The 24846-nt window shown below is 37.0% G+C and carries 22 protein-coding genes; 8 read left to right on the top strand and 14 right to left on the bottom strand.

Going from position 1 to position 24846, the window contains the following annotated elements; translation table 11 throughout:
* Positions 1 to 212 (top strand): hypothetical protein (locus C9I86_RS20030; RefSeq protein WP_158258927.1); only part of this gene is annotated, 212 nt, incomplete at its 5' end.
* A gap of 255 nt (positions 213 to 467) precedes the next feature.
* On the opposite strand, the gene C9I86_RS06710 is transcribed toward C9I86_RS20030, so the two are convergent.
* Positions 468 to 2405: an EAL domain-containing protein gene (locus tag C9I86_RS06710; RefSeq protein WP_107275974.1), complete on the bottom strand. Its 1938-nt coding sequence runs from the start codon at positions 2403 to 2405 to the stop codon at positions 468 to 470.
* Positions 2406 to 2674: 269 nt separating this feature from the next.
* Here C9I86_RS06710 and pdxH point away from each other — a divergent pair, with 269 nt between their 5' ends.
* Positions 2675 to 3313, top strand: coding sequence for a pyridoxamine 5'-phosphate oxidase (gene pdxH, locus C9I86_RS06705; RefSeq protein ID WP_080155412.1), 639 nt, complete (start codon positions 2675 to 2677; stop codon positions 3311 to 3313).
* A gap of 41 nt (positions 3314 to 3354) precedes the next feature.
* On the opposite strand, the gene C9I86_RS06700 is transcribed toward pdxH, so the two are convergent.
* Positions 3355 to 4065, bottom strand: coding sequence for a helix-turn-helix transcriptional regulator (locus tag C9I86_RS06700; RefSeq protein WP_080155413.1), 711 nt, complete (start codon positions 4063 to 4065; stop codon positions 3355 to 3357).
* A gap of 402 nt (positions 4066 to 4467) precedes the next feature.
* Positions 4468 to 4899, bottom strand: coding sequence for a YhbP family protein (locus C9I86_RS06695; RefSeq protein ID WP_080155414.1), 432 nt, complete (start codon positions 4897 to 4899; stop codon positions 4468 to 4470).
* Positions 4900 to 5361: 462 nt separating this feature from the next.
* Here C9I86_RS06695 and C9I86_RS06690 point away from each other — a divergent pair, with 462 nt between their 5' ends.
* Positions 5362 to 5790, top strand: coding sequence for a hypothetical protein (locus C9I86_RS06690; RefSeq protein ID WP_107275973.1), 429 nt, complete (start codon positions 5362 to 5364; stop codon positions 5788 to 5790).
* Between the two features lie 41 nt (positions 5791 to 5831).
* On the opposite strand, the gene C9I86_RS06685 is transcribed toward C9I86_RS06690, so the two are convergent.
* Positions 5832 to 6293, bottom strand: a complete 462-nt coding sequence (locus C9I86_RS06685) for a hypothetical protein (RefSeq protein WP_080155416.1) — start codon at positions 6291 to 6293, stop codon at positions 5832 to 5834.
* Positions 6294 to 6370: 77 nt separating this feature from the next.
* On the opposite strand from C9I86_RS06685, the gene C9I86_RS06680 reads away from it, so the two are divergent.
* The 3 genes from C9I86_RS06680 (at position 6371) to C9I86_RS06670 (ending at position 10467) form a co-directional block, all read left to right on the top strand.
* The gene (locus tag C9I86_RS06680) at positions 6371 to 7048 is read left to right on the top strand and encodes a CatB-related O-acetyltransferase (RefSeq protein WP_080155417.1); all 678 of its coding nucleotides are present in this window, start codon (positions 6371 to 6373) and stop codon (positions 7046 to 7048) included.
* 480 nt (positions 7049 to 7528) lie between these two features.
* Positions 7529 to 8728, top strand: coding sequence for an acetate/propionate family kinase (locus C9I86_RS06675; RefSeq protein WP_080155418.1), 1200 nt, complete (start codon positions 7529 to 7531; stop codon positions 8726 to 8728).
* A gap of 260 nt (positions 8729 to 8988) precedes the next feature.
* On the top strand, positions 8989 to 10467 hold the full coding sequence (locus C9I86_RS06670) for a C69 family dipeptidase (protein ID WP_107275972.1): 1479 nt from the start codon (positions 8989 to 8991) through the stop codon (positions 10465 to 10467).
* 84 nt (positions 10468 to 10551) lie between these two features.
* Here C9I86_RS06670 and C9I86_RS06665 read toward each other — a convergent pair whose 3' ends face one another.
* Positions 10552 to 10803, bottom strand: a complete 252-nt coding sequence (locus tag C9I86_RS06665) for a FeoC-like transcriptional regulator (RefSeq protein ID WP_107275971.1) — start codon at positions 10801 to 10803, stop codon at positions 10552 to 10554.
* Positions 10803 to 13133 carry a Fe(2+) transporter permease subunit FeoB gene (gene feoB / locus C9I86_RS06660; RefSeq protein WP_107275970.1) on the bottom strand — a complete coding sequence of 777 codons (2331 nt, stop codon included), beginning with the start codon at positions 13131 to 13133 and terminating at the stop codon, positions 10803 to 10805. Before feoB ends, C9I86_RS06665 begins: the two co-directional genes overlap by 1 nt.
* A 589-nt stretch (positions 13134 to 13722) precedes the next feature.
* On the opposite strand from feoB, the gene C9I86_RS06655 reads away from it, so the two are divergent.
* A complete protein-coding gene (locus C9I86_RS06655; protein WP_080155422.1) occupies positions 13723 to 13926 on the top strand; it encodes a hypothetical protein in 204 nt (67 codons plus the stop codon).
* Positions 13927 to 14308: 382 nt separating this feature from the next.
* Here the strand turns inward: C9I86_RS06655 and C9I86_RS06650 are convergent, their stop codons facing one another.
* The 3 genes from C9I86_RS06650 to uhpT form a co-directional block, all read right to left on the bottom strand.
* Positions 14309 to 15643, bottom strand: coding sequence for a DUF1501 domain-containing protein (locus C9I86_RS06650; RefSeq protein ID WP_107275969.1), 1335 nt, complete (start codon positions 15641 to 15643; stop codon positions 14309 to 14311).
* A gap of 5 nt (positions 15644 to 15648) precedes the next feature.
* Positions 15649 to 17199 (bottom strand): DUF1800 family protein, encoded by a 1551-nt coding sequence (locus C9I86_RS06645; RefSeq protein ID WP_080155424.1) that lies wholly within the window; start codon positions 17197 to 17199, stop codon positions 15649 to 15651.
* A gap of 376 nt (positions 17200 to 17575) precedes the next feature.
* Positions 17576 to 18964: a hexose-6-phosphate:phosphate antiporter gene (uhpT, locus tag C9I86_RS06640; RefSeq protein WP_080155425.1), complete on the bottom strand. Its 1389-nt coding sequence runs from the start codon at positions 18962 to 18964 to the stop codon at positions 17576 to 17578.
* A 1164-nt stretch (positions 18965 to 20128) separates the two neighbouring features.
* On the opposite strand from uhpT, the gene C9I86_RS06635 reads away from it, so the two are divergent.
* On the top strand, positions 20129 to 20494 hold the full coding sequence (locus C9I86_RS06635; RefSeq protein WP_080155426.1) for an STAS/SEC14 domain-containing protein: 366 nt from the start codon (positions 20129 to 20131) through the stop codon (positions 20492 to 20494).
* Positions 20495 to 20564: 70 nt separating this feature from the next.
* Here C9I86_RS06635 and C9I86_RS06630 read toward each other — a convergent pair whose 3' ends face one another.
* The 5 genes from C9I86_RS06630 to C9I86_RS06610 are packed head-to-tail and all read right to left on the bottom strand — an operon-like array spanning position 20565 to position 24845.
* Positions 20565 to 21791 carry a beta-ketoacyl-ACP synthase gene (locus C9I86_RS06630; RefSeq protein WP_107275968.1) on the bottom strand — a complete coding sequence of 409 codons (1227 nt, stop codon included), beginning with the start codon at positions 21789 to 21791 and terminating at the stop codon, positions 20565 to 20567.
* Positions 21788 to 22513: a 3-ketoacyl-ACP reductase FabG2 gene (locus C9I86_RS06625; RefSeq protein ID WP_080155428.1), complete on the bottom strand. Its 726-nt coding sequence runs from the start codon at positions 22511 to 22513 to the stop codon at positions 21788 to 21790. The genes C9I86_RS06630 and C9I86_RS06625 overlap by 4 nt, the downstream gene beginning before the upstream one ends.
* A gap of 13 nt (positions 22514 to 22526) precedes the next feature.
* Positions 22527 to 22985, bottom strand: coding sequence for a hotdog family protein (locus C9I86_RS06620; protein WP_080155429.1), 459 nt, complete (start codon positions 22983 to 22985; stop codon positions 22527 to 22529).
* Complete coding sequence (locus C9I86_RS06615; RefSeq protein ID WP_107275967.1) at positions 22978 to 24216, bottom strand: beta-ketoacyl-[acyl-carrier-protein] synthase family protein; 1239 nt, start codon at positions 24214 to 24216, stop codon at positions 22978 to 22980. The genes C9I86_RS06620 and C9I86_RS06615 overlap by 8 nt, the downstream gene beginning before the upstream one ends.
* Positions 24217 to 24233: 17 nt before the next feature.
* Positions 24234 to 24845, bottom strand: a complete 612-nt coding sequence (locus C9I86_RS06610; protein ID WP_080155431.1) for a DUF3261 domain-containing protein — start codon at positions 24843 to 24845, stop codon at positions 24234 to 24236.
* Between the last annotated feature and the right edge of the window lies 1 nt (position 24846).

Below are 24846 nucleotides of genomic sequence, written 5' to 3'. Positions count from 1 at the left end.
CCAACAACTACAGCCAACAACTACAGCCAACAACCACAGCCAACAACCACAGCCAACAACCACAGCCAACAACCACAGCCAACAACCACAGCCAACAACCACAGCCAACAACCACAGCCAACAACCACAGCCAACAACCACAGCCAACAACCACAGCCAACAACCACAGCCAACAACCACAGCCAACAACCACAGCCAACAACCATAGCTAACAACCATAGCTAACAACCATAGCTAACAAGAAGGGGAGTTGGGATAATAAATAAAAAGTATATAGAAAAATATAATATGCAGCAAATTGCTTATTGGTGCGTTGGGGGGATAATCATTTACACTGTAAATACACCAGGAGGATAGTTTTGTGTCTGAGGTGAAATTGGAATTTACACTGTAAAGTGATAAAAGGAAAAGTCTATTTACAGTGTAAATAGACTTCATCTGTGGTTTGAATTTACAGTGTAAATGATTTATGCAGGTTGAGTGTGTTTATCCGTGATAAATCCTTGATAGCCTCCAACAAATAATTCAGATAGCCGCTCTAATTGAGTTTCTGTTTCTACTCGTGTTGCGATCACTTTAATATTAAGACTGTGTGCAGTTCTACAAATTGAAGATAATACAGTTGATTTAGTTTGATCATTCAGTTGGTGGGTGTAGACGTAATCGATTTTTACGTAATTAGGTTGTAACTCTTTTAGGTAAGTTAAAGATTGAAAATTACGACCGTAGTTATCAATACCAAACCCAAACCCGTATTTACGAATAATAGAGCATAAAATACCAGCCGCATCTGTATGCCTGATACAGCTTATTTCTTGAATTTCAAAAAATAACCGAGAGCTGAGTAATGTGTTTTTTTGTAATAAATTATCTAACCACCTAATAAAGCTTGGATCGTTAATACAGCTGTTGGTGATATTTATGGCGAAAGGACCACTTGTCCTATCGGCATTTAATTTATTTATGATCGTAACAATAACGTGTCTGTCAAACCAACTACCTATTTTTAAGTCTTCTATCGCACCTAAGAACATACCTGCCGAATAGTAGTTATTGTTTTTCTTAATGGCGGTAAATACTTCATAATGATAATTGATACCATTTGATAGGGTGGCTGGTTGATATTTGTAAGTAAATAAGTCTTCACTGATGGCTTCTTCAAGTAATGCTTTCCATTGTTGCTTACCTAGTGTGGTTTGATTATTTATATCTTTGATTATTGCCACTGATTCATGAGGCATTATTTTGGCTTGAGTTAATGCATTATCTAGCTGGGTTAATATCTGACTTGGCGTACTTTTGTTGTTATTGAAGACCAAACCAATAGCAACATTGTCATTAATGGTGTTAGTACTTAAGTCATTAAAGACGTTTATTAATGATTTACTATAAAGCGTAAGTTTTTCAATGGATATATTAGGGATAAGAACTGCAAATTCATCTTTAGATAAGCGAGCAAGTGTTGCATCGTTAAAGATTAAAACTTCATTTAATCGTGTTGCTATTGTTTTGACTAATTCATCACCTTGTTTGAAACCTTCATTTTGATAGCACTCATTAATTAAATCTGTTTGAATTAATCCTAAACCACCTTTATGTGATTCATTCAGCCATGAACTGAGTTGATGAATAAAGAAACTACGGTTCCCAAGCCCTGAAATAGTATCAAGATAAGCTTGTTGCCTTAATTTCATTGCTTCATCTGCTTGGTTTTTAAAGTTTGTGTCTAATTGATAACAAATTTTATTAAAAGATCGCACAATAATGGCTAAATCTGATTCATTCGGTATTGATAGTGGTGCTTGATTTAAATTATCTATTGTTTTAGCGCGGGCAGTTAACCGAGCTAATGCTGAGAAGTTCTTTAAACAAATAACATAAACTAACAAACTTGAGATAAGCGCAATCAGTATATTTGATAGTACGGTTCGCGTGCTTATTTGCCATAATTGTTGGTAATTAAGTATGGGTTGTACTGTTATTGTTAATAAACCAAGCGATTGCTTTTCATGTTCAATTATTCGTTGTTCCGTATGGGATGGAATCGTAAAAATATATTGAAACCAAGCTGGTGAATGAATCGGCGATATAACGTTATCTTGGCGGATAAGTTGGCGCGCATCGGCAGATGTCAGGTTTATTTGGCTATAGCTATCATTTGAAAACAGATGATTAACAATGGCTAATAATTTTTTCTCTTGAGTATTTGACATCATTGGAACATTTAGCTTTGTAAGAGCTTGAGGTAGTATAACTAAGGCTCTATTAATATCTGTTTGTGATGCGACGATATGTTGATGTTTTAATGTGGAATAGCTTGAATAAAGTTGTTGTGCAGTCACTGCGCTAACAACTGAGCAAACTAACACGGTTAGGCTAATAACTTGTCGTTTGAAAAGTGTCATAATTTGAGCACCAAAAAAAAGTTAAGTGCAGCACTCAGCGAGTAAACAGTTGATAAAGAGATGCTGAATAAGAAGATATCTATTTGATATAATTTATCAAAACTAATCGATATGCAGTTGATTGTTTGTCAACTAAAGTTCTTTTTCGCTAAATGTGTCTATTTCTTTATGCAATAAATATCCGTTTGCAATCTAGAAGTGTTTTTTGTTCAATTATTTATGATGACGTAACGATTTATTATTAAGTATTTTAAAGTAGGAGAGAGAAAATGGACTTAAGTGATATTCGCCGAGAATATACCAAAGGTGGTTTACGTCGCGATGATTTACCAACTGACCCCCTCGATTTATTTAATAAGTGGCTTCAACAAGCTGTTGCTGCCAACTTACCTGATCCGACTGCAATGACGATTGCGACGGTAAATGCTGACGGTCAACCATTTCAACGGATTGTTTTATTAAAAGATGTCGATAATGAAGGTTTCATATTCTATACAAATTTAAGTAGCCGTAAGGCTGAACAATTGCATCTAAATAATAGAATCAGTTTACATTTTCCCTGGCATATACTTGAGCGCCAAGTCCACGTTACTGGCTATGTAGAGCAACTATCAACACTTGAAGTAATGAAGTATTTTTCAAGTCGTCCAAAAGAAAGTCAAATAGCCGCTTGGGCGAGTAAACAAAGCTCTCGTTTGTCTGCACGTCAGGCTTTAGAAGGTAAGTTTTTTGAATTAAAGCAGAAGTTTTCGGCGGGGGAAGTTCCTCTTCCTAGTTTCTGGGGCGGATATAGAGTTAAATTCCAAACGATTGAATTTTGGCAAGGTGGTAAACATCGTTTACATGACCGTTTCATATATTCCCGTCATCAAGATAATGATTGGAATATTGAACGTTTAGCGCCATAAGCTAATGAATTAGCAGAGTAATCTATACTCTGCTAATTTTATTAATATTCACGTAATATGATAGATTGTTGTGTCTTCAACATACTTTCTGGAATATGAGAACCAAAGCCAGCATCAAGCGCTAATTCAATTAACTCACCTTTTGAATTAGCATTGAATTTATCTCGTAGGCGAACAACATAGTTTTCTACTGTTTTTACGGCTAATTGTAATGTTTTAGAGATATATTGTGGTTTCTTACCGTACAGCAGTAAAAATAACACTTCTGATTCGCGGGTATTCAATAAAATATTTACGGGATGATGATTGAAATGATGACTTTTTTCTTGCTGCTTAATCGCGTCAGTTCGACAGAGCCAATGTCCAATTTCAAGTAGAGATGTATCTTTTAGTTCTATGCCTGAGAAAATGGTACCAATAATTTTATTATTATTGTCTCGCCATGCCGTTTTTGTAAATAAATGTGCTCGCCAAGACCCATCCGCATAAGGATGTATATCAAGAATGCGTAACCGTTTTTCGGTCGTCATTACTTGCAAGTCTTGTTGCTGAAAGATATATGCATATTTAGCGCTTAAATGGGGGATATCAAAATCCGTGAAGCCAATACAATCAAGTGGGTTTTTAAATCCTATGATTTTGGAGTATTCCTCATTTACATAAACAAAAACTGAATTTATATCTTTACAACCCCAACAACCAGGTAATTGGTTTAATATATCTAATGAGGGGTGAGTACTGTGAGTGTCCATTTCTTATGAGCTTTATGTCTATTATTAATAGTAATTTTCGTTAATTGTAATGAGTTTATTACATTGGGTAAATCTATATAGTATGTAATGCTCAATTTATAAGCGAAAATTTATTGAATAAAAAAAAGCCGATCATAGAGATCGGCAAAAACAAGACGTTGACTCCTAAGAGTATAATCCTGTACGACGTGTAGAAGAGATAATCAATAAGTGTTGTAATTTGATATCACATATTACAACCCTTATCGATTTTATCCTTACGGATAATTATTAATATCTCCCCAGTGCTGGGTGAAATATTAATGTAGCAACTATATCTAAGCCGTTGATAACAAAATAGGGGGGAAATCACCCGTTGACATTTGTTAATTGTATTGATATGCGTCCGTGATTGTATGTTATTTAAGTCATTTGAGGGGGCCAAATGAGCTTTTTACCAAAGCCTAAACTATTGTCAGTCATCTTCAGCATCGTCAATTTTATTTCCCAAATTGGTGCTGAAATAAATTTTGCTGTAGGAAAAATATTGTAATAAAGATTCTTTGCTCGCTTTTCTTCTTTATTTGTTAGTTTTTCTATATAACCTTTAAATTGGATACCTTTTATATCAATTATATTCTTTGGCTGAGGTGCTATTGTGCCAACGATATTCTTATTTAGTATCATTAATTGACTGTGATGGCTTTCTTCACTTGTCATAATAAATAGAGACATTTTATTTGAATCAAAAATATAATAACAATGAGCACACCATAAGTCAGACGGACTATTTGTGCATAGCGTTAATAAATAATTATTTTTTATAAAATCACATATATGTTTGGTTTCATTCACTATATACCTCGGCCTATTGATTAAATTAAAATATTAGGAAAAAGAAATATTTTTTAATTTATTTACACTAATAAAAATGAATAATTATACATAATTGACTTTATCGTTTATTTCACCAGAGGGCAATAATCCTTCTTCTCCGTGAATGGAACGATGATCAAGGCTTTGATAAGTGTTTTGAAGGAAGATTGTGTTTGTTTTTTTTAACGTATTGTTTATTAAAGATTTATTATTATGTTTATGTGGCACTAGTGTCAATAAATGACTATTTTACAATGTGCTAATCATATATTGAACGGGTTATTTTAATTGAAGTAACATTCTCCGTAAAAAATCCCATCTTGATCATCGTTCTGTTGCTGAGGTTATGAGCTTTTTCTTAAAAATAAGACAATGAATGACTAATGAGACAATAAAATCATAAGTAATAAAGTTGTTATTTAAGAAATAAGAGGCAAAATTATGTTGAAGTATCTACGTGATTTTTCTGTTTTTTTTATATTAAATATAACCAGTTATACTGTTGTAGCATCAATTTCTCATGATGTGGTTTTAACAAAAACCGTTACCAATATTACGCAGCAGAGTGAAGCATCAACATTGATTGATGCCAAGCCTGGTGATGTAATTGAATACAATATTTATGTCGCTAACAGTACCTATAGTGCTATTTCTAATATTAATATTTCTGCTTCTGTCCCTCATTTTACCACTTTAGCTACTGCTATTGATTGCAATGATGGCAATTTACCGTCTGCGCTAAGTTGCCAAATCTTGACGCCTGATGGTGTTAATGATTATGGATATCAAGGCGGCATTATTTGGCAATTATCTGGCAAGCTTGAGGCTGGTGTTACGGCTCATGTCAGCTATCAAGTAACGATTAAATAATTGAGCCTCTGTTATTTACCGTATAGCAAATTATGTTCTCGTTATAGCGTATGATTATCAATAAAGTGCTGTAATATTTGTAGGCTATTCGGTGAATGGGCTTGTTCTGCAACTAAAAAATCATAAATAGCATTTTCATGGTCAGCAATTAAATTAAATAATTCGTGGTATTGTTGAGCATTATCAGCTTGCTGTTGATAGCGTTGCTGGTAAGGGGCAACCCAAACAACCATCGTATCAATGAGTGCCGTCCATGGCAGGTGAATCCATTTATTAGCATCCTCTATACCTTGTTGTGCCATCTTTTGATCGTAATCTGGACATGTTATCCCTAAAGGTATTAATGCAAGTTTCAGTTCTTTAGCTGTTATAATTTCAACCTCTAATAAAGCCTGCCATTTGTTGTTATGGCGAGGGTCACTATACTGTTCAATAAATGTGGTAAAAAAACTAATACCATAAAGCTCACCTAAGTAAGCATTGTGTAACTGATTAAGTGTCATAGTTAATCCATTATGATGAGAATTTTATCTATAATATGCTGTTTTGTGGTGAATGTTGAGTATCAAGGAGATGAGATATGGCGTTGAGTATTTTTCCATCTTGGATTGGCGGTTATGAAATTAAGCAACATATTACTAATCCTAATATAGAAGTGGGTGATTATAGTTACTATTCAGGTTACTACCATCAACATCATTTTGAAGATCAATGCGTTCATTATTTGCTAGGGGATAAATCAAGTAATGAAGTATGGCAATCGGGTATTTTTGGTGAAGTCGATAAGCTTATTATTGGCCGTTTTTGTTCAATTGCCAGTGGGGTTGTTATTATGATGGCTGGGAATCAAGGTCATCGACATGATTGGATCTCATCATTTCCATTTGATTTTGCAGAATTTGGTGATGGGGTAAAAAGTGGCTTTGAACGAGCGGGGAATACTGTTATTGGTAATGATGTTTGGCTTGGCGCTGAATGCGTGATTATGCCGGGTGTTACTATTGGTGATGGGGCCGTGATTGGAACACGAGCAGTGATCACTAAAGATGTCGAACCATATTCGATTGTTGTTGGTAATCCAGGACGGTGCGTTAAAAAACGATTCACCTCATCACACATCAAGCAACTACTTGAAATGCAGTGGTGGTATTGGTCACAAACACAATTGAAAGCAGCAATGGCGATAATGTGTAGTGCTGATATCGATCGTCTTTACGATTATTATATAACAATGGATAACCCGTCAATAGATGAATAATTTGTTATTCATTATTAAAAAAGCGAATTTGTTTGTGATCGGTAATGTTTTCTTACTATTTAGTATTCGCTGCGAGAATGCATAACTGATAACATTATTTTCATTAAGCCTATACTCTCTTCCAATTGAAATAATGATGCTTATTTGAACTTTTTGATTGATATGTCACATATTACTCCTAGTGAAAGCTTGGAATATGAAAAAATTCACATGTGACATTCAACTTAATTTGATTAAATGGTGCGGATTTATGCGAATTAAATCGATTTTTAGTCTTTAAATTGATCTAAACCAGTAAAATTTAAATTTTTAAGTGGTTTTTGAAACAAAAGTTGAGACATTAAAAAAAAATTGAGTAGTATGGGTTATAACATACTTACTGAGTTGAATGATTATTACGCGCATTGAACTGAGTAAATATAAAACTGGATGTTGTTAATAAATCCGAAATTCGCCCTTAAATATTCTGATGAGATAACCATGAGCAATTCTTTAGTTCTTGTAATCAATTCTGGTAGTTCTTCACTTAAATTTGCATTGATTGATACGGTAACCGGTGAAGCTACGTTAAGTGGTCTTGGTGAGTGTTTTAATCTTCCTGAAGCCGTTGTTAGTTGGAAAGTGAACGGTGAAAAGCAAGAATTCAAACTTAATGGCCTTAACGGGCATCATCAACAAGCAATTGATCGTATTGTTGCTTTAGTTGATGAACTTGGTATGAAAGACGACATCGTAACAATTGGTCACCGTGTGGTACATGGTGGAACTAAATTCAATTGTACTGTTCATGTTGATGATCAAGTCATGGCTGATATTGAAGCGTTGAGCGATTTAGCTCCGTTACATAATCCTGCCCATGTATTAGGTATGCGAGCAGCAGCAAAAGCTTTTCCAACATTGTCACAGTTTGCAGTGTTTGATACCGCTTTCCACCAGACGATGCCAGAAAAAGCATACACCTATGCAATTTCTAAAGAAGTGTGTCAGCAATATAATATTCGTCGTTATGGTGCACATGGTACAAGCCACTATTACGTTACTCGTGAAGCGGCAAAACGCATAAATAAACCTGTTGAAGCATCAAGCTTTATTTCAGTTCACCTTGGTAATGGCGCATCTGTATGTGTGGTTAAAAATGGTGAGAGTATTGATACTTCAATGGGTTTCACCCCGCTTGCTGGTCTTATGATGGGAACGCGTTGTGGTGATATTGATCCAAGTATTCTTGAGTATTTATTGAAGAAAGGTTGGACGCAAGAGCGTTTACATGAAGAACTAGTGAGTAACTCTGGTTTCTTAGGGGTTTCAGGTTTAACCAGCGATTGTCGTGGCATTATTGAAGCGATGGAAGCGGGTAATCATGACGCTAAACTTGCGTTTGAAGTTTTCTGTTACCGTGCGGCAAAATACATTGCTTCATACATGGTTGCATTAGATGAATTAGACGGCATTATCTTTACTGGTGGTATTGGTGAAAACTCTTTACCTGTACGCCGTGAAATTATGCGTTTATTGAAAATTTTTGGATACCGTGAAGACGTTGCTGGTAATGAAGCTGCACGTTTTGGCGCTGAAGGTATTATTAGTCAGGAAAATACACCATTAGCAATGGTGATTCCGACCAATGAAGAGTTTGTGATTGCACAGCAATCGCTAGCACTGCTAAATGCTGAAGCATAAGTAGTTGCAAACCACCTTAGACGGAACGCTAAGGTGATATTCTGAAGTGGAACGCAGAATATAGTGAACAGGAAAACGGCTTTGGGCATATGCTCAAAGCCGTTTTACCTTGTAATAAGCATATTCATGCTCTAGTTTTTAATCCATAAATGTAAAAAGAGAAACAAATAAAAGAAAGATCAATTGTGACTATGATCACAAACATGACGGGTTTTCATCGTATACAGTGAGGGAATATTTTATGCGTTGGATAGCTGCTAATGAAACAATCTTCTTCAACATATCCTAATAACAAAGACACAACAACATCAGCGACAAGTGCTTGCACTACAATTTTAGTGGGTAATCAAGTCACCATCGATGGATCTTTTATTATTGCTCGTAATGAGGATCATGAAGCGATCAACGCTAAACTCTTTAATTTTCATCCAGCTGAAGCCTTACAACGTCAAGATTTCCATTCCATCGGATCTATGGGGAATAATTTCACCTATCCAGCAGCTAAAAATGCGCTGCAATATACTTCAAACTCTGATTTTGATACCAATGGTACTAGTTTTGGTGCGGCTGGATTTAATTCTGCTGGCGTTGGTATGACAGCAACGGAAACGGTGTTTAATAATGCACAAGTGTTAGCTATTGATCCCTATGTTATTGCCACCGGTATTGGTGAAGATGCGATTGTGAATGTTATCTTGCCGCGAGTACATAGTGCGCAAGAAGGTGTAGCTTTACTTGGTCATATTATTGAAACGCAAGGTACTGCTGAGGGGTTTGGCGTTGCGTTTGTTGATAAAGAGGGTATTTGGTATTTAGAAACCGGTAGTGGGCATCATTGGATGGCGGCTAAAATTCCAGCAGATAAATATTTTGTTTCTGCTAATCAAGGTCGATTAGTTGATTATATTGCCGATCATCCCGATTTTATGGCTTCTGCTGGGTTAGTTGAATTTGCTAAAAAACACCAATTACCGTCGGCTGAAAATCGTGGTGTCTTTAATTTTCATTGTGCTTATTCTCAAGATATTGAGCATGATAAAACATATAATTACCCACGGGTATGGACATTACAACACCTCTATACTGATGGTCTAACAACTAAAATAGATCAAGGCGCAACGTTTCCTGTTTATTTAACACCTAAGTATAAACTGAGTGTATATGATGTCATGCTAGGTTTACGTAACCACTATCAGGCGACGGATCATGACGCTTATGCTCATTGTAATCCTAATGATTCTTACCGTCCGATAGCTGTTTTTCGTACTGAGCATTCTCACGTATTACACGTTCGGCCCCAGTTACCCATTGCGATTGGTGAGGTACAATATATAGCTTATGGAATGACGGCACTTAGTGTGTATTTACCTTTTTATCAAGGCATGACATCTGTACCTGAAGTACTCACGATTGGTGAAAATACAGCAGATAGCCATTCTGCATATTGGAAGTTCCGTAAACTACAAACATTAGCAATGATGGATTGGAATAAGTTTGCTCCTGTTGTGCAGCAGGCTTACCATGATTTCGAGCAACAAACAGCCCATAAACAGCAGCAGATGGAAGCTGAATATCTAGCGTTGTATGTTCTTCATCCTCAACAAGCAATTGAACGTATTAATACTTTTGAACATGAAATATTAGCATTAGCGCTAGCATTGACAGAAGAATTAACCAATGAATTGTTTACGTTATTAACGATTGAAACGGATAAGTTATATAATTTTTCTGGGGCGTAATAAACACAGAGACATAATTTAAAAGACCACTGTCATTCATAATGAAGTGGTCTTTTAGGTTAATGTTAACGTCTAAATAGGCCGTTAAATATTAGCAATCGCGATTTGCTCATCACACCAGCGATAAGTTATGTCGAGCGTTGTTGTTTGGCACCCTTGGCATTCTTGACTACAGGTTTTCATCACTTCACAACGTTCTATTTTTCCTCTTTTAATTAAATCATCAAGTAAAATTAATAGCCATTGTGGTTCGCTGTCAAATTGCTGGCTGAGTTGAGTCAGTGAAATAATCCTTGCTGTTCGCACAGCATTTCTTACTGCAATTAAGGATACCATTAGTGACAGCCTCCACTTTTATGTTGTGGGACTGTGGTTGGAATTGACATTTGCCAGTCAACTTTGTGACTTAAATAACGAATCCCAATAATGAAGCTAGTGACGAGTAATATTGCAAAAACTACCCAACCGATGGTAGCGGTTGGATGTGCCATAAAGGTCGCGCTTTGGTAAAAACTGATAGCTAATGCATAAGCCACTGCGATTCCCCAGAAAGTAGAAAACCAAGCCCAGTTGCGTCCAATTTCTTTAGCAATAACCCCGATGGTTGATACGCAAGGTACATATAATAAAACAAAGATTAAATATGCGTACGCACCGACCATAGATCCAAATTGATGCTGCATTTGCCCCATAGCTGTTGTATTCATCGTGCCATCAGCTTCACTGGCTTTGATCGGGTTTTTCAATGTGGTTAATGAAAAACTATTCACAACACCATTAATAGTATCTTGCCATGCGGTTTTTAATTCTGCGGATAAATTGAAAGATTGGGAACCGTTAATAAGCTGCTTATTGGCTAATTCAGCGCTATAAAGGGTGTTAAGTGTACCAACAACGACTTCTTTAGCTAAGAAGCCTGTTAATAAGCCAACACTTGCAGGCCAATTTTGTTGGTTGACACCAAGTGGCGATAACACGGGTGTGACCCAACGACCAATATCTGATAATGCAGATTGTTGCTGTTGTCCAGGTTCAATAACTCGACCAGAAAATGTAATGCTATTGAGTGCCATCACAATCATACAAATGGGAATAATTAGTCGACATGCTTTGACTAAAAAGCCACGAAGACGGCTCCAGCTATGGATTAAGGTCGTTTTAACACTAGGCACATGGTACGTTGGTAATTCCATGATAAAAGGTGATGGTTCGCCGGTTAATAACGTTTTCTTTAATATAAAACCCGTTAGTACTGCCACTAAAATACCTAACAAGTAGAGTGAGAACACGATCAAGCTGCCCATACCTTGAAAAAAAGCAGCAGAAAAAACGCCAAAAATAGCCAGTCGAGCACCACAAGACATAAAAGGCGCCATCATTGAGGTGAGAATACGGTCTCTTGGTGTTTCAAGCGTACGCGAAGCCATGATTGATGGAATATTACAACCAAAGCCAACAATGAGTGGCACAAATGATTTACCGGGTAAGCCTATTGACTGCATCAAACGGTCGATAACAAAAGCCGCTCGCGCCATATATCCACTGTCTTCTAATACAGAAAGATATAAGAACATTAACCCTATTTGAGGGATAAAAGGCATTACAGTATTGATACCGCCGCCAAGTCCCTGTGATAAAATGGCTGTTAGCCAAACAGGCAAACCGAGATATTGGCATAGCCACGCTGTACCGTGAATGAAGATTGCAGCTGAACCTTGATCAAAAATAGGTTGGAGCCCACCACCTATATTAATTGCAAACCAAAACATTAAATACATGACGAACAAAAAGATCGGTAACCCTAAATAACGATTCAACACTATTGAATCGATCCATTGAGTTAATTTGTGTTGAGTCGCTTGTTCATGGGAAGCACATTGATTGACGAGAGTAGCGACAGTTTGATAGCGAGAGTCGGCAATTAATAAATCAGCATGTTCATGGTATGTTTGATAAAGTGTATGTTGGTAGTGTGTTACACGATTTGGAATATTCGTATTAATTACATGATGTTGTGCTGAAATATCTGATTCTAGTAATCTTAATGCCAACCATTCTTTATTGTTATCTGCAATTAATGTATCAGGGATATCGGTTGCTAATTGTGTGATAGCTTGATGTAACGGTGCTGGAAACTCTGTTTTAAATTGAGATAACTGAGGCGTAATAAGTTGTTTTTCTATTGCTGCTTTTAATGGCTCGATACCTTTATTTTTATTGGCAATTAAACTAACTACAGGGCAACCAAGTTGAGCGGATAATTTTTCACTATCAATAACAATATTTTTTTGACGGGCAATGTCTAGCATATTAAGTACAACCAGACAGGGCACATTCATTTCAAGTAATTGTAATGTCAGATAAAGGTTTCGCTCAATATTAGCGGCATCAACAATATTAACCACAAGATCTGCTTCACCACTTAAAATATATTCACACCCAATTTGTTCATCAAGTGATCCTTGTTCATCAAAGGAACTCATAGAATAAATACCCGGTAAATCTACCACCGTGATAGTTTGGTTGTGGTAGTGATAAACACCTTCTTTTTTATCAACGGTTACACCCGCCCAATTACCTGTACGTTGTCTTGAACCAGTTAAAATGTTAAATAATGTGGTTTTACCGCAGTTTGGGTTTCCCAATAAGGCAATACTATTTGCCATTATTATTTCTCCGAACAGAATATGATAATAGAAAGAAATCACTAATTAAATGTGAGATTAAAAGTATATTAATGTTATTAATTTTATAATGAATTATAAATGTAAATAAAAATCAATTACATTTATATCGGGCTTGATAGCTATCGTCAAATATTATTTTTTATTAGTGAGTAAGTCTGTGATTTTAATTATTACCATTTAACAATGGTGTTAACTTTTATATATTAATCATAAGTTTATTTTAATGATATTTTATTGTTAGTACGAGAAATTATATGCTTCTTAATAACAAGTAAGTGTAATTATATCGATAGTTAGAATATTTATCTGTTGATATTTAAGGCTGTTGTAAATGGAAATGGTAACCTAAAATTACATTATTGAAGTGTTATGATGACTCGCCTTTAAGATAAGTCTTATGACTTCAGAAAATCACTCTCTAAGATAAATGGCCAATAAATGACTCAAATGTTATTTTTTATCATTATCTTTGTGATCTGATTAATATTTAGTAGCGGTTATATGCTGCTGAAAACGAGAGTTCTGGTTTATTATCACTGTGTTTATAATCAGTATGTGAAATGTTTATATGTGGTTTGAAAGCAAGAAAAAAGCAGCTGTTGTGGATAAAGAAAAATTAATTTCTGAACTTCACGAACTTGTTTTAAAGCAATATAGTCAACATGATATTAAGTTAATAAAAAACATAACGTCAAAAGGTGGTATTGAGCTACATTTTGCTGTTGCTGGTGAAGATGTACTTCAGATGAGTATTGAATCATCTAATGTTTAATTTTTTATCACTAAAATCAGCCATAAGATATTTATGGCTGTATATATAATTTTTTGCTCTATTGTGTTGATTGTATATTTATATCGGTCGAAATTATCTCTCTTTTTATACTCAGTAACTGGTTTGTTACAATGTATTTAGATTGAATTAGTTATTCTTCTTCTATCTATGTTAATTGTCAGTGCTTAAATATTACAGTGCTATGTTAATAATTATTAATTGTATTGTGGGTATCATTATTAGTGTTGACGCTTTTATATAAAAGGGGGAGAATATTTTAACTTAATACTGCGCGTGGTATTCCTGTGCATGTTAAGGCAATTAAAGCATAAAAAAGCCGAGCCGATAATTCGGCTCGACATTTAGTATTATTTTTATATCGTTAAATGAATTCGATATAAGGTGAGTTAAAGTTAGTTAAATTAGGGAATATTGATAGTATTTGTGCTTCAGATAAACCAAGCCAACGGCATAATGAAGCATTGACTTGGTCTGCTGCAATTGTTGGAATAATACGACCATTATTATAATTATGCTGGCTATCGGCGGTTAATTGCGGCCATTCACCATAAACAGCTTTACCACGCACGGCACCTCCCGTTACGATTTGATGTCCCGCCCAACCATGATCAGTACCACTGGCATTTGCTTGTAAACGGCGACCAAAATCAGACATGGTGACACACGTCACTTGATCATTAAGGCCAGAATCTATCATATCAGTGTTAAAAGCACTTAATGCATCACTGACTTGTTTCAGCAGTTTAGGATGATCCCGTTGTTGGAATTGATGAGTATCAAAGCCATTTAGACCAACAAAGAACACTTGCTGTTGTTGGTGCATATCGTCACGTGCTTTAATCAGACGACTTACCATACTGAGTTGTTGAGCTAAATCAGATTCAGGGTAAGTTTCGCTATTAGGGTGTTTGGATAGAATCGTTTTAATGGCTTCATTTTCAGAAACATTACGAGACATTGCACTCGCATAGTTGCGCATATAAATGTTGTCATATTGACGTTGTGTGAAGTGAGAGAAATACCCGTCAAGGCGCTGTTCTTCATTCCAGCCTGAGTATGTTCCTGCACCTTTACCATTAATAACTGTTTGTTGCGATTTTTTGTTTCGTAGTAATTTTTGACCTTGGTTTACTGAAATTAGGGGGGATAAACTGCCAGTAGCACCAAGCATATCCATCATTTTTCCAGCCCAACCATAAGCATCACCTAGGTTTTCAGCACCCAATTGCCATAGATCTTGTTGTTGGTTATGTGCCATCAAAAATTGTGGCAATGTGACACGGCGATTACTTATATCATCGCGAGTTGTTGGTTGAACTAACTGACCAGAGTTAATAATGGCTGCTGCATTACCTGATGCAAATAATGGTAATAACGACGTCATATTATTATTAATACTTAGTGGTATACCATTAGTCGTGGTTAGATTTAGATCACTTAACTGATCTTTATTTAACTTCATTTTTGGTCGAGCAGCTTGGTAATCCTGATAAGCAGCACATCCAGGCGTTGGTACGATCATATTATAGGCATCATTACCACCCAAGAGAAAGACACAAACTAATGCTTTATTCGTATTCTCTGATGATTGACTGTTGTTTGTTGGTATTATTGATGATGCCAGTGCTGATGTGGACAAAGTAGTTGCACTAACAACGGCCGTGGTTTTTAAAAAATGTCGACGTGATAATTTCATTTTAATTAACCTTCACAAAAGAATTCAGGAGCCGTTGTTGCAATGTATATAGCATTAAGATAGCGGGTTTTGAGCTGGTAAGGCGCAGAGTGGCTTGATAACGTTTTATACATATAGTTTTGAAGGCTTTTTGACATTAGACCGCCAAAAAAACGTTCATTAATTAGTGCAACATATTCAGTGGTGCCCATTGAAATGTCATGAAAATCAGTTCGATCCCAGTGCCATTCTTTATAGTCAGTTTTGTTCCATTTTAAGAGGTTGTACCATATTCTATTATGCGTTTTGCGCATAATGTCAGCGGTTATAATGGTAAACTCAGGAGCGGTAAGACCTAAGTCAGCAATTTCACCTTGAGGGGCATCTGTTGGTTTATAAAAATTAAACACCGTTTCAGCACTCAATGCTGCTTGACCATAAGTTACTTCAGCCCATTGGGTGTCCCACCAATGATCTCCTGCAGCCTGCATGTTAAGCGCACGTAATTGGTTCGCAACCACAATTAAGGGTTCTTTTAGTAAGCCAAAATGTTGATGTTCACCTTGGGTTCCCTGTCCAGCAGCATTGGCTAAGCCAGCAAAAACGTCAGGATCGGTTAATACTGCTTTAATTGTTGCTTGTAAATCGCCACGAATGCCGTTGCCATTATCAATAAAGACTTCAGCTATACGCTTTATATAATTACGATTGGGGTTACTGGTTACAAATCGTTTAATCAGGTGTGTCGCAATAAATGCAGGGGTATTATTGTGGTTAAACAGCATATCAACTACCGCATCAAGATCTTGATGGATATCTTGTCCTGCAGGGAAATGTGTGCCCATAACGATTTTTTCATCCATATCATGTTGGCTATTATCTGCCAACATTGGATTGATCCAGTCATGTTGCCAATGAGGATAATTGATATACCAGCCACAAAGTAGACGTGACATGTTTTCAACATCATCTTGATCATAAGTGGGAATTTTATTGCCATTATTATCAAGAATCGGCTCACCATAATTATTAAGCTGCCATAATCCTATGGTGAATAATTGCATGCATTCACGTGGAAAATTTTCATCAGGAAAAGTATTGTTTTTGGGATCGTGTTTTTTACTGCCTGATAATGTTAAATATCGACCCATCATTGGGCTAATTGTAACGGCTTTAAATAAATCACGAAAATTACCAAATGCATGTGTAACCAGCATATCGTAATAATTCGCTAAGCCATCATTTACCGATCCAACCCCATGGGAAGAGACAACAAATAATTGACTTAATGCATAAGCCATACGTTGACGAAGTTGATCTTCACCTGTAACTGTACATTGCCACCATATACCTTGGCGCATGTCGTCTTGTGGATGACTGTAACTTGTCGTGTTAAAAAGGGCTTTCAGTTTTGGTAAATGATAAGTAGGCGGTATTGAAAATTGGTCATCAAACCAAGCATCAAAGCCATTTTTTTGGAGTTGATCTATTTGTCCTTTTTTAGGCCCGAACGAACCACGATAAAGAAATTTTGCGCATTGACGGCGGTCAGCGCTGTATATTCTAGTGTCTGTCATAATTATTCCAGTTGATACTTATTTTGTATCAATCTTATTAGTGAAGTATATGGATTCTTTCGAGATGATAATACTATATATATTTCACTAAGGAATGGATGCCTTTAAATGCTGACATATAACTGACTTTTTGTACTAATATATGGGCGGATATTAATGGTTACTATAAGTAGATCTTAAAATTAGTGCTGTTGATCATTTTTTATTTATATTTTAGGTAGGTGCTCTAATGCTTATGCAAAAGGGTTTGTTTTATATTAGCCCCTTATTAACTAAATTATTAATTAGAATAATAGCTCTATTTGTCTTTTTATGAATAATAAAAAACCCTCATAATTTATTTAATTATAAGGGTTTTTTAATGTCATTAATATTATTAATGTGCAGCAGGTTGCTGTGCTAGTTTTCTTATTTTAATTTCTTCAAATAAAGCAACAAGTGCCATTAATACACAACAAGCAATTGCAGCAGCTTTAATTGCCGCAAAGGTACCAGTCCAACCATCAAGGCCAAAGAAAGGGTTACCTTCAGCAATATAACCAAGACCAATTTTTGCAAATGAGTCACCAATTAGGTAAGCAAACGTACCTTTAACCCCGTCAGCTGCCGCTAGGCCTTGTTTTGGTACAAAACCGATTGCTGCAACACCAATAAGAAGTTGAGGTGCAAATACTAAGAAACCTAAAGCAAATAGTGATGCTTTATAAGCAAAAATAGAGTCTGCGTGTTGGTAGTAACCTAGAGTAAATACAATACCGATCAAAGCAACACAAGATACAGCGCCACGACGACCATTAAATAAGTCTGACAGTAAGCCCCATAAACAGGTACCGACTAATGCTCCAATTTCAAACATGGTAAAGCCGGAGTTTGCAACATCTTTAGAGAAACCTAAAATTTGGTGTGCGTAAACTGTTGACCATTGGTCGATACCGCTACGTACGATATAAAGGAAGACGTTTGCAAAACAAAGGATCCAGATAACTTTATTAAAGAGAACATATTTCTTAAAAATTTCCATTTTAGTTAATTTGTTTTCTTTAACTGCATTATCTTCTTCTGAAATTGGTTCTTCGAAAATTTCTTCTACAGTACCTAAACCATAAGCTTCTGGGCTATCGTTGCCCATAAAGAAGCCGATGATCGCAATAATGATAGCGATAACGGCAGGGAAGATGAACATCCCTTTTACATCGCCACCAAAAAAGTAATCAGCACCAAACATAGCTACAGCGGCTGCTAATGCACCACCTGCGTTATGTGAGATGTTCCAGAAGCCAACACCTAGACCACGACGATTACGTGGAGTCCAGTTAGTAATAGTCACTACTGAGTTTGAACCACCACCTGACTGGAAAAAGCCTGATGCCGCATAAAGGATGGTCATCATAATAAATTGGCTAGAACTTGGTCCCATGACTAAGCCCATACCCAGAATACAAAAACCTGATAATAGGAGACCTAAAGGAAGAATGTTTTTTGCATTCTTACCGCCAGACCAATAGTTTAAAACTGTTTTACCAACACCATAAGTGATTGAAAATCCAAGGCCGATAGTACCAAGCTGAGTTAAACTCATGCCGTAGTCAGAAATCATATCATTCTGGGCAATATTGAAGTTTTTACGGACCAAATACATGGCCATATAACTAACGAAAACTACTAAATAGGACTTTAGAAAAGGAGAAAACCATAGTTTACGACGTTCTTTTGGCGATAGGTCAAGCGTGGGTTTGCGGACTCGTTGAAGTATTGATAATTCCATCGGTTGAATCTCGTTAGGGCTTAAATCAGATTTGTACTGAATAAGACAAATCACTATGGCGAGACCATACCGATGATACACTTAAATGGATTAAGAATTTTTCCTAGTTTTTTAATGGAATTTTAAATCTCAAAGTTAGATCACGTTTTTTGATATTTACAGTGAAATCTTTGGTTGCATTTTTGGTGTGGCAATGAAGGGTTATTTAACTCTTTCATTATGATTGTGTTTTTATAGAAATCAATAAAATAATATTAATTTATTGAAAATAGTATGGGGTAAAATAATTATAGTTAATTAGATTGTAACTGAATTATTTTTCTTCTTTTCTATTTTAAACTAGAAAAATAATATTGATAATAAAATTAAAAACACAGTGCAAATAAAATTATCAATAATTTAAATGAAAATTCAATTTATAGTAGAGGATGGTTGGTTGTTATTTTTTTTAAATACTAGGGTATTGATTGTCTTTGTAAATATAAAAAGAGAGCGCTTATTGTTAGTGATCTTTGATAAAGATCACATCTTTAAATTTGCCTATTTTCGATTTATCTACCATAGTTTAATTAACCTGAACTGAGATATATTATCGAGCTTACGGAGGAAAGAAGCTGTTTTCATCTAACTTAGGGATTCAGGTTCCGGTTGTTATTAGTAGACCTATTCAACCCGTTATTAATAGCAATCAAGTTGCAACGCGTAACAGTAAGTGAAATACGTAAAAGCTTCTAAGGTAACACTCTTAGTTGTTAACAATTTGGATAGCAATACCGTAAAAATCTTGCTTCTTCGTCAAAATATCGGTCCATACATAGTTATCGGACACGCCAAGCTCAACGTAATGAGTGACGAAGCGTAACAAACTTGATGTGCTGTGTAAGTACATTAAGTGCAACATCCCAGCCGCACTTGTATAGTGCGGCTTTTTTATTTTCTGTCGTTTATTGTTGAAAATATTATGGTATTGATATTTAAATATAAATTACTGTTATCCACAAAAAAAGTGGGTAACTATTTTATGTTAGTTAATCATGACTGTTATTGTTGCAATGTCATATTGAGTAAAGATCTGGCCTTAGTAGCTGAAGCGGCGGCAATAAAAGTGCATAGTAACTAAACAGTCGTGTGCTAATTGACGTAATATTGAATAAGGAATTTTAGATGTTAACGATGATTGATATTGGCATTGATAATGCGGTTGCTTTTACGTTATCAGGTAAAGTAACAGAAGATGATATGAAACGTGTGTTAATGGATGCAGAGGCGAAAACAGTCGATCATGGTGGAATTGTGATCTATGAAGAAATTGAAAGCTTTTCTGGAATTGAGTTAGCAGCAATTGTCGAGGAATTGAAATATCTTGTTCATGCTGGCATGAAACATATTAAGCAAGTTGCTGTGGTTGCTGATGCGAGTTGGATTGAAAAAGTGGTTAAGGTTGAAGATGCACTATTTAGTGATATCGACATTCAATACTTTACTTTTGCTGAAAAACCACAAGCGATCACGTTCTTGCAGTTACAATAAATCTTATGTAACTAAAAATCCCCCTTGGTATCAGTAGTCAAAACACTTATGACAGTACCAAGGGATCTTGTTATAAACGTTTAAAAATCAATGAAGTATTAATGCCACCAAAGGCAAAGTTATTACTCATGATATAGCGACAATCAATATTTCTACCTTGACCTTGAATATAATCAAGCTCACCACAGCGTGGATCTGGAGTGTCTAGGTTGAGGGTTGGATTAAACCAGCCATTGTTCATCATTTCTATGCTTAGCCATGCTTCAATTGCACCACAGGCACCAAGTGTATGACCAAAATAACTTTTTAAGCTACTGATCGGGGTTTTATTGCTAAATATATTGGCTGTTGCTTGGCTTTCTGCAATGTCACCTTTTTCTGTTGCTGTGCCATGCGCTGAAATATAACCGATATCTTGTGGTTGTAGTTGTGCTTGCTCTAAGGCCATTGCCATACATTGTTGCATGGTTTGTTGTTGTGGCTGGGTTATATGGGTTGCATCACAATTGGTTGCAAATCCAACCACTTCAGCAAAAATTGTGGCACCTCGATTGACTGCATGTTGGTATTCTTCTAATACGAGAGAGCCGGCCCCTTCACCAATGACTAATCCATCACGATCAGCATCGTATGGACGAGGGGTCATTTTAGGAGCCTCATTTTTAAGGCTGGTTGCAAAGAGGGTATCAAACACGGCTGATTCTGTTGGACATAATTCTTCTGCACCACCCGCAACCATCACGGTTTGATAGCCATGTTTGATCGCTTCATAAGCATAACCAATCGCTTGACTGCCAGAAGTACAGGCACTACTGGTCGGAATCACACGTCCTCGTAATTCAAAAAATAAGCCCACATTCACTGCTGTCGTGTGTGGCATCATTTGAACATAAGTGGTTGCAGTGATCTCTTTGGTGGTTTTTTCGTTAAGCATCGTGCCAAATGCACCAATAGCAGGAGTGCTACCAATGGATGATCCGTATGCAATACCTGTACTGCCATTGGTGAGAATCGAATCACCAATTAAACCAGATTGAATGAGGGCATTTTCACTGGCGACTGTTGCTAGTTTTGATACTCGGCCCATTGCTCGTAGTTGTTTGCGGGTATAATGCTTAGGCACCTCAAAATCGGCAATTGGAGCAGCAAGTTTAGTATTTAAGCCATCATAGTCAGCGTAATCATCCATATAGATTACTGCATTTTGACCTTCACGCAATTTTTTCTCGATGGTTAACCAATCGTGTCCCAGTGCAGTGATGCCTGCCATTCCGGTGATAACAACGCGACGGTTCATACTAAACCTCCATTAATAGAAATAACTTGACGGGTAACATAAGCCGCAATATCAGACATTAAATAACTGACTAATCCTGCGACTTCTTGTGGATCGCCCATACGACGTAAAGGCACTTGTGGTAATGCATGCTGTTTGACTTCTTCTGCAACCATGCCGGTGTCTATTAAGCCTGGAGCAACACAGTTAACAGTGATTTTACGTTTAGCAAGTTCAAGCGCGAGTGATTTTGAAGCGCCAATAATACCAGCTTTAGCCGCACTGTAATTGGTTTGTCCACGATTACCCGTCATTCCTGATACTGAAGACAGCGTTACAATGCGACCACCTTGGCGCAGTTGTACCATTGGCATCACACATGGATGAAGCACATTATAAAAACTATCAAGATTAGTATGAATAACGCCATCCCATTCTTGTTCTGTCATGGCTGGGAAAGCCGTATCGTGGGTAATGCCTGCATTACTGACCACACCATAGTATGCACCATGAAGTGCTATATCTTGTTCAAGATGTAGACGGCATTGTTGGCGATCACTGATATCAAACTGAATGATTCGCCCCTGACCACCGGCATTAATAATGCTTGTAAGGGTTGATTCTGCACCTGCTTGATCACGCATATAATGTACAGCAATAGTAAATCCATCTTGTGCAAGTTGGATGGCGATAGCACGCCCAATACCTTTACTTGCTCCCGTTACCAGTACTTGTCGGGTCATGAGTTACTCCTATTTATTTAGTGGTAAGCAGGGTTGTTATCTTTTCTGGGGAGGGAAGATACGCATTGAGTTGACTGCTGGCAATGGTTTGCTGTTGATTGACGATAGTACAACTAAAAACAGCCATATTATCATCTTGAATTAAGCGTTCTGCATAAATATCAAGCACACAGCCTTTATCAAATTGTGGCCACTCACTGTGATAACGGCGGCAACCTAATAAAAATCCAATCGGGGCGGGTTTGCCTTGTTGCCATGCATGATAACCCGCCCAAGCTGCAATAGTTTGGGCCATTAATTCAATACCCACATAACCGGCAATACCTTGGCGCTGGTTATCAAAAAAGAGATCATCTGATTTGATTGTGACTTGGCAATGCACATTTTCTACCCCAACACTGATTAAATCATCAATTAATATCATTGGAGTATCATGAGGCAGTAATTGTGCCAATGGAGGAGTATTAGTCATTAACGTATCCAAAAATTAAACTGATGTTATTGCCACCAAAAGCAAAGGAGTTACTGAGGACTGCCGATGTTATTAGAGGTTGAGATCGTTTTACGAGTGTAATCGGCAGTTGTGGATCTTGGCAATCATCATTGATTTGTACAGGTAACGGTAACTGGTAAGCCAGAATATACCAACAAATAGCTGCTTCTACAGCACTGGCGGCACCAAGTGTATGTCCCGTTAAAGGTTTGGTTGAACTGACCATAACGTGGTGACCAAATACTCGCGCAATGGCTTTTGCTTCCATAGCATCATTCAACGGTGTTGCGGTGCCATGAGCATTAATATAACCAATATCATTTGGTGTTAACCCTGCATCCGTTAATGCATTTTGCATTGCGATTTCTGCGCCATGACCATCTGGGTGTGGGGCTGAAATATGGTATGCATCAGAGCTATCGCCGCCGCCTAGAAAAGCAATATTTGATTGTTTTTTGATTGATAATTGCTGTTTTTTATCCTCTTCAGCAGGTGTGAGTGCTAACAACATAAAAGCTGCAGCTTCACCAATATTAATCCCATCTCGATTCATACTAAAAGGATTACAACGTTTAGAAGAGAGCGCATCTAAACCATGAAAACCATTAAGTGTTAGGCGGCATAAGGTATCTGCACCACCAACAATGACGGCATCGGCTAGTCCAGATTTGAGGAGGCGTTTAGCCGATAAAAAGCTACGGCCACTGGAAGAACAAGCGGTTGATATGGTGTAAACCAATCCGGTTAAACCAAAATAATCAGCAATGAATTGCCCCGTATTCGCTGGTTCTTGTTGATGATAATGATAATCCTCAGGCAAGTGACCTTGTGCTGCTAATTGTTCTAATGCGTGTTCGCCATCACTGATCCCTGAGGTTGTTGTACCAATGATCACGGCGATACGATCAGCGCCATATTGAATAATCGCTTGCTGTATTTGGGAGTTTATTTGTTGTAATGCTGACAGTGCAAGACGATTGTTAGCCGTATTTTGATGTGGATATTGTTGCTCATTTATGGCAGCTAATGGGGCTGTTACTTGGCCAATAACCGTTTCACTGCCATCATTAAGCCAACCAGAAATTGTGCGCATGTCTGGGCTAGATCCTTGCACTAAACTATGCTGGATTTGTTCAGGTGTTGCCCCGAGTGCAGAATGAAAACCACAGCCGCGAATATAGACTGGGGTTGTGGTTTGATTATTTTTCATAAAATCTCATACCGAGGTTATTGACGCTGATAGTGTAATGTTTTTATGGTGATGGTGTAATTAGGCTGGTAATGGGTAAACGTAATCGTTCCCGTTAATTGATGGATGTTTTGATAATTAATTTCAGCCACTACGACACCCTTATTGTTGATAAGTTGACGTTGGTGTGAGGTTTGTTTTAATTGCCAGCCTATGTGTTGTAACGGTTGTTGCCATGCATCAAGTGGCCATAAGGTGATCATCATATTGAACAATACTTGTTTAGGATCGGGTAGAGTAGAGCCTAAGCCTGGCATCACATACGTTGTAATATGTTGGTCAGTATAATCTAAACTCAGAATCCGTGAGCCCCATGATGAAAACCCGGCAAGAGCTAATGCTTGTGGCGTAACTTGTAATTGCACGGGTAACTGATGGCTGGTTTGTTGCCATGTTGCAGTGATCAATTGACTAGCGGTGAGCGAATAGCCTAATTGCGCTGGGGTTGGTAAGGTCACTAAGGTATTGGGCGCAATATTGACTTGATTTGGTTGTGGCACCTGTATGGTTGTACACCCTGAGACTAATAATACGCTCAGTAACCCTATTAGCCCGTGATAACTAAGACGATGAAGGCAGTAATGTTGCATG

The sequence above is a fragment of the Photobacterium sp. NCIMB 13483 genome, assembly GCF_003025475.1.
GTDB classification, from domain to species: Bacteria; Pseudomonadota; Gammaproteobacteria; order Enterobacterales; family Vibrionaceae; genus Photobacterium; species Photobacterium piscicola.
Note: the sequence above shows the minus strand (reverse complement) of the source record. Positions and strands in the feature narration are given on the sequence as shown.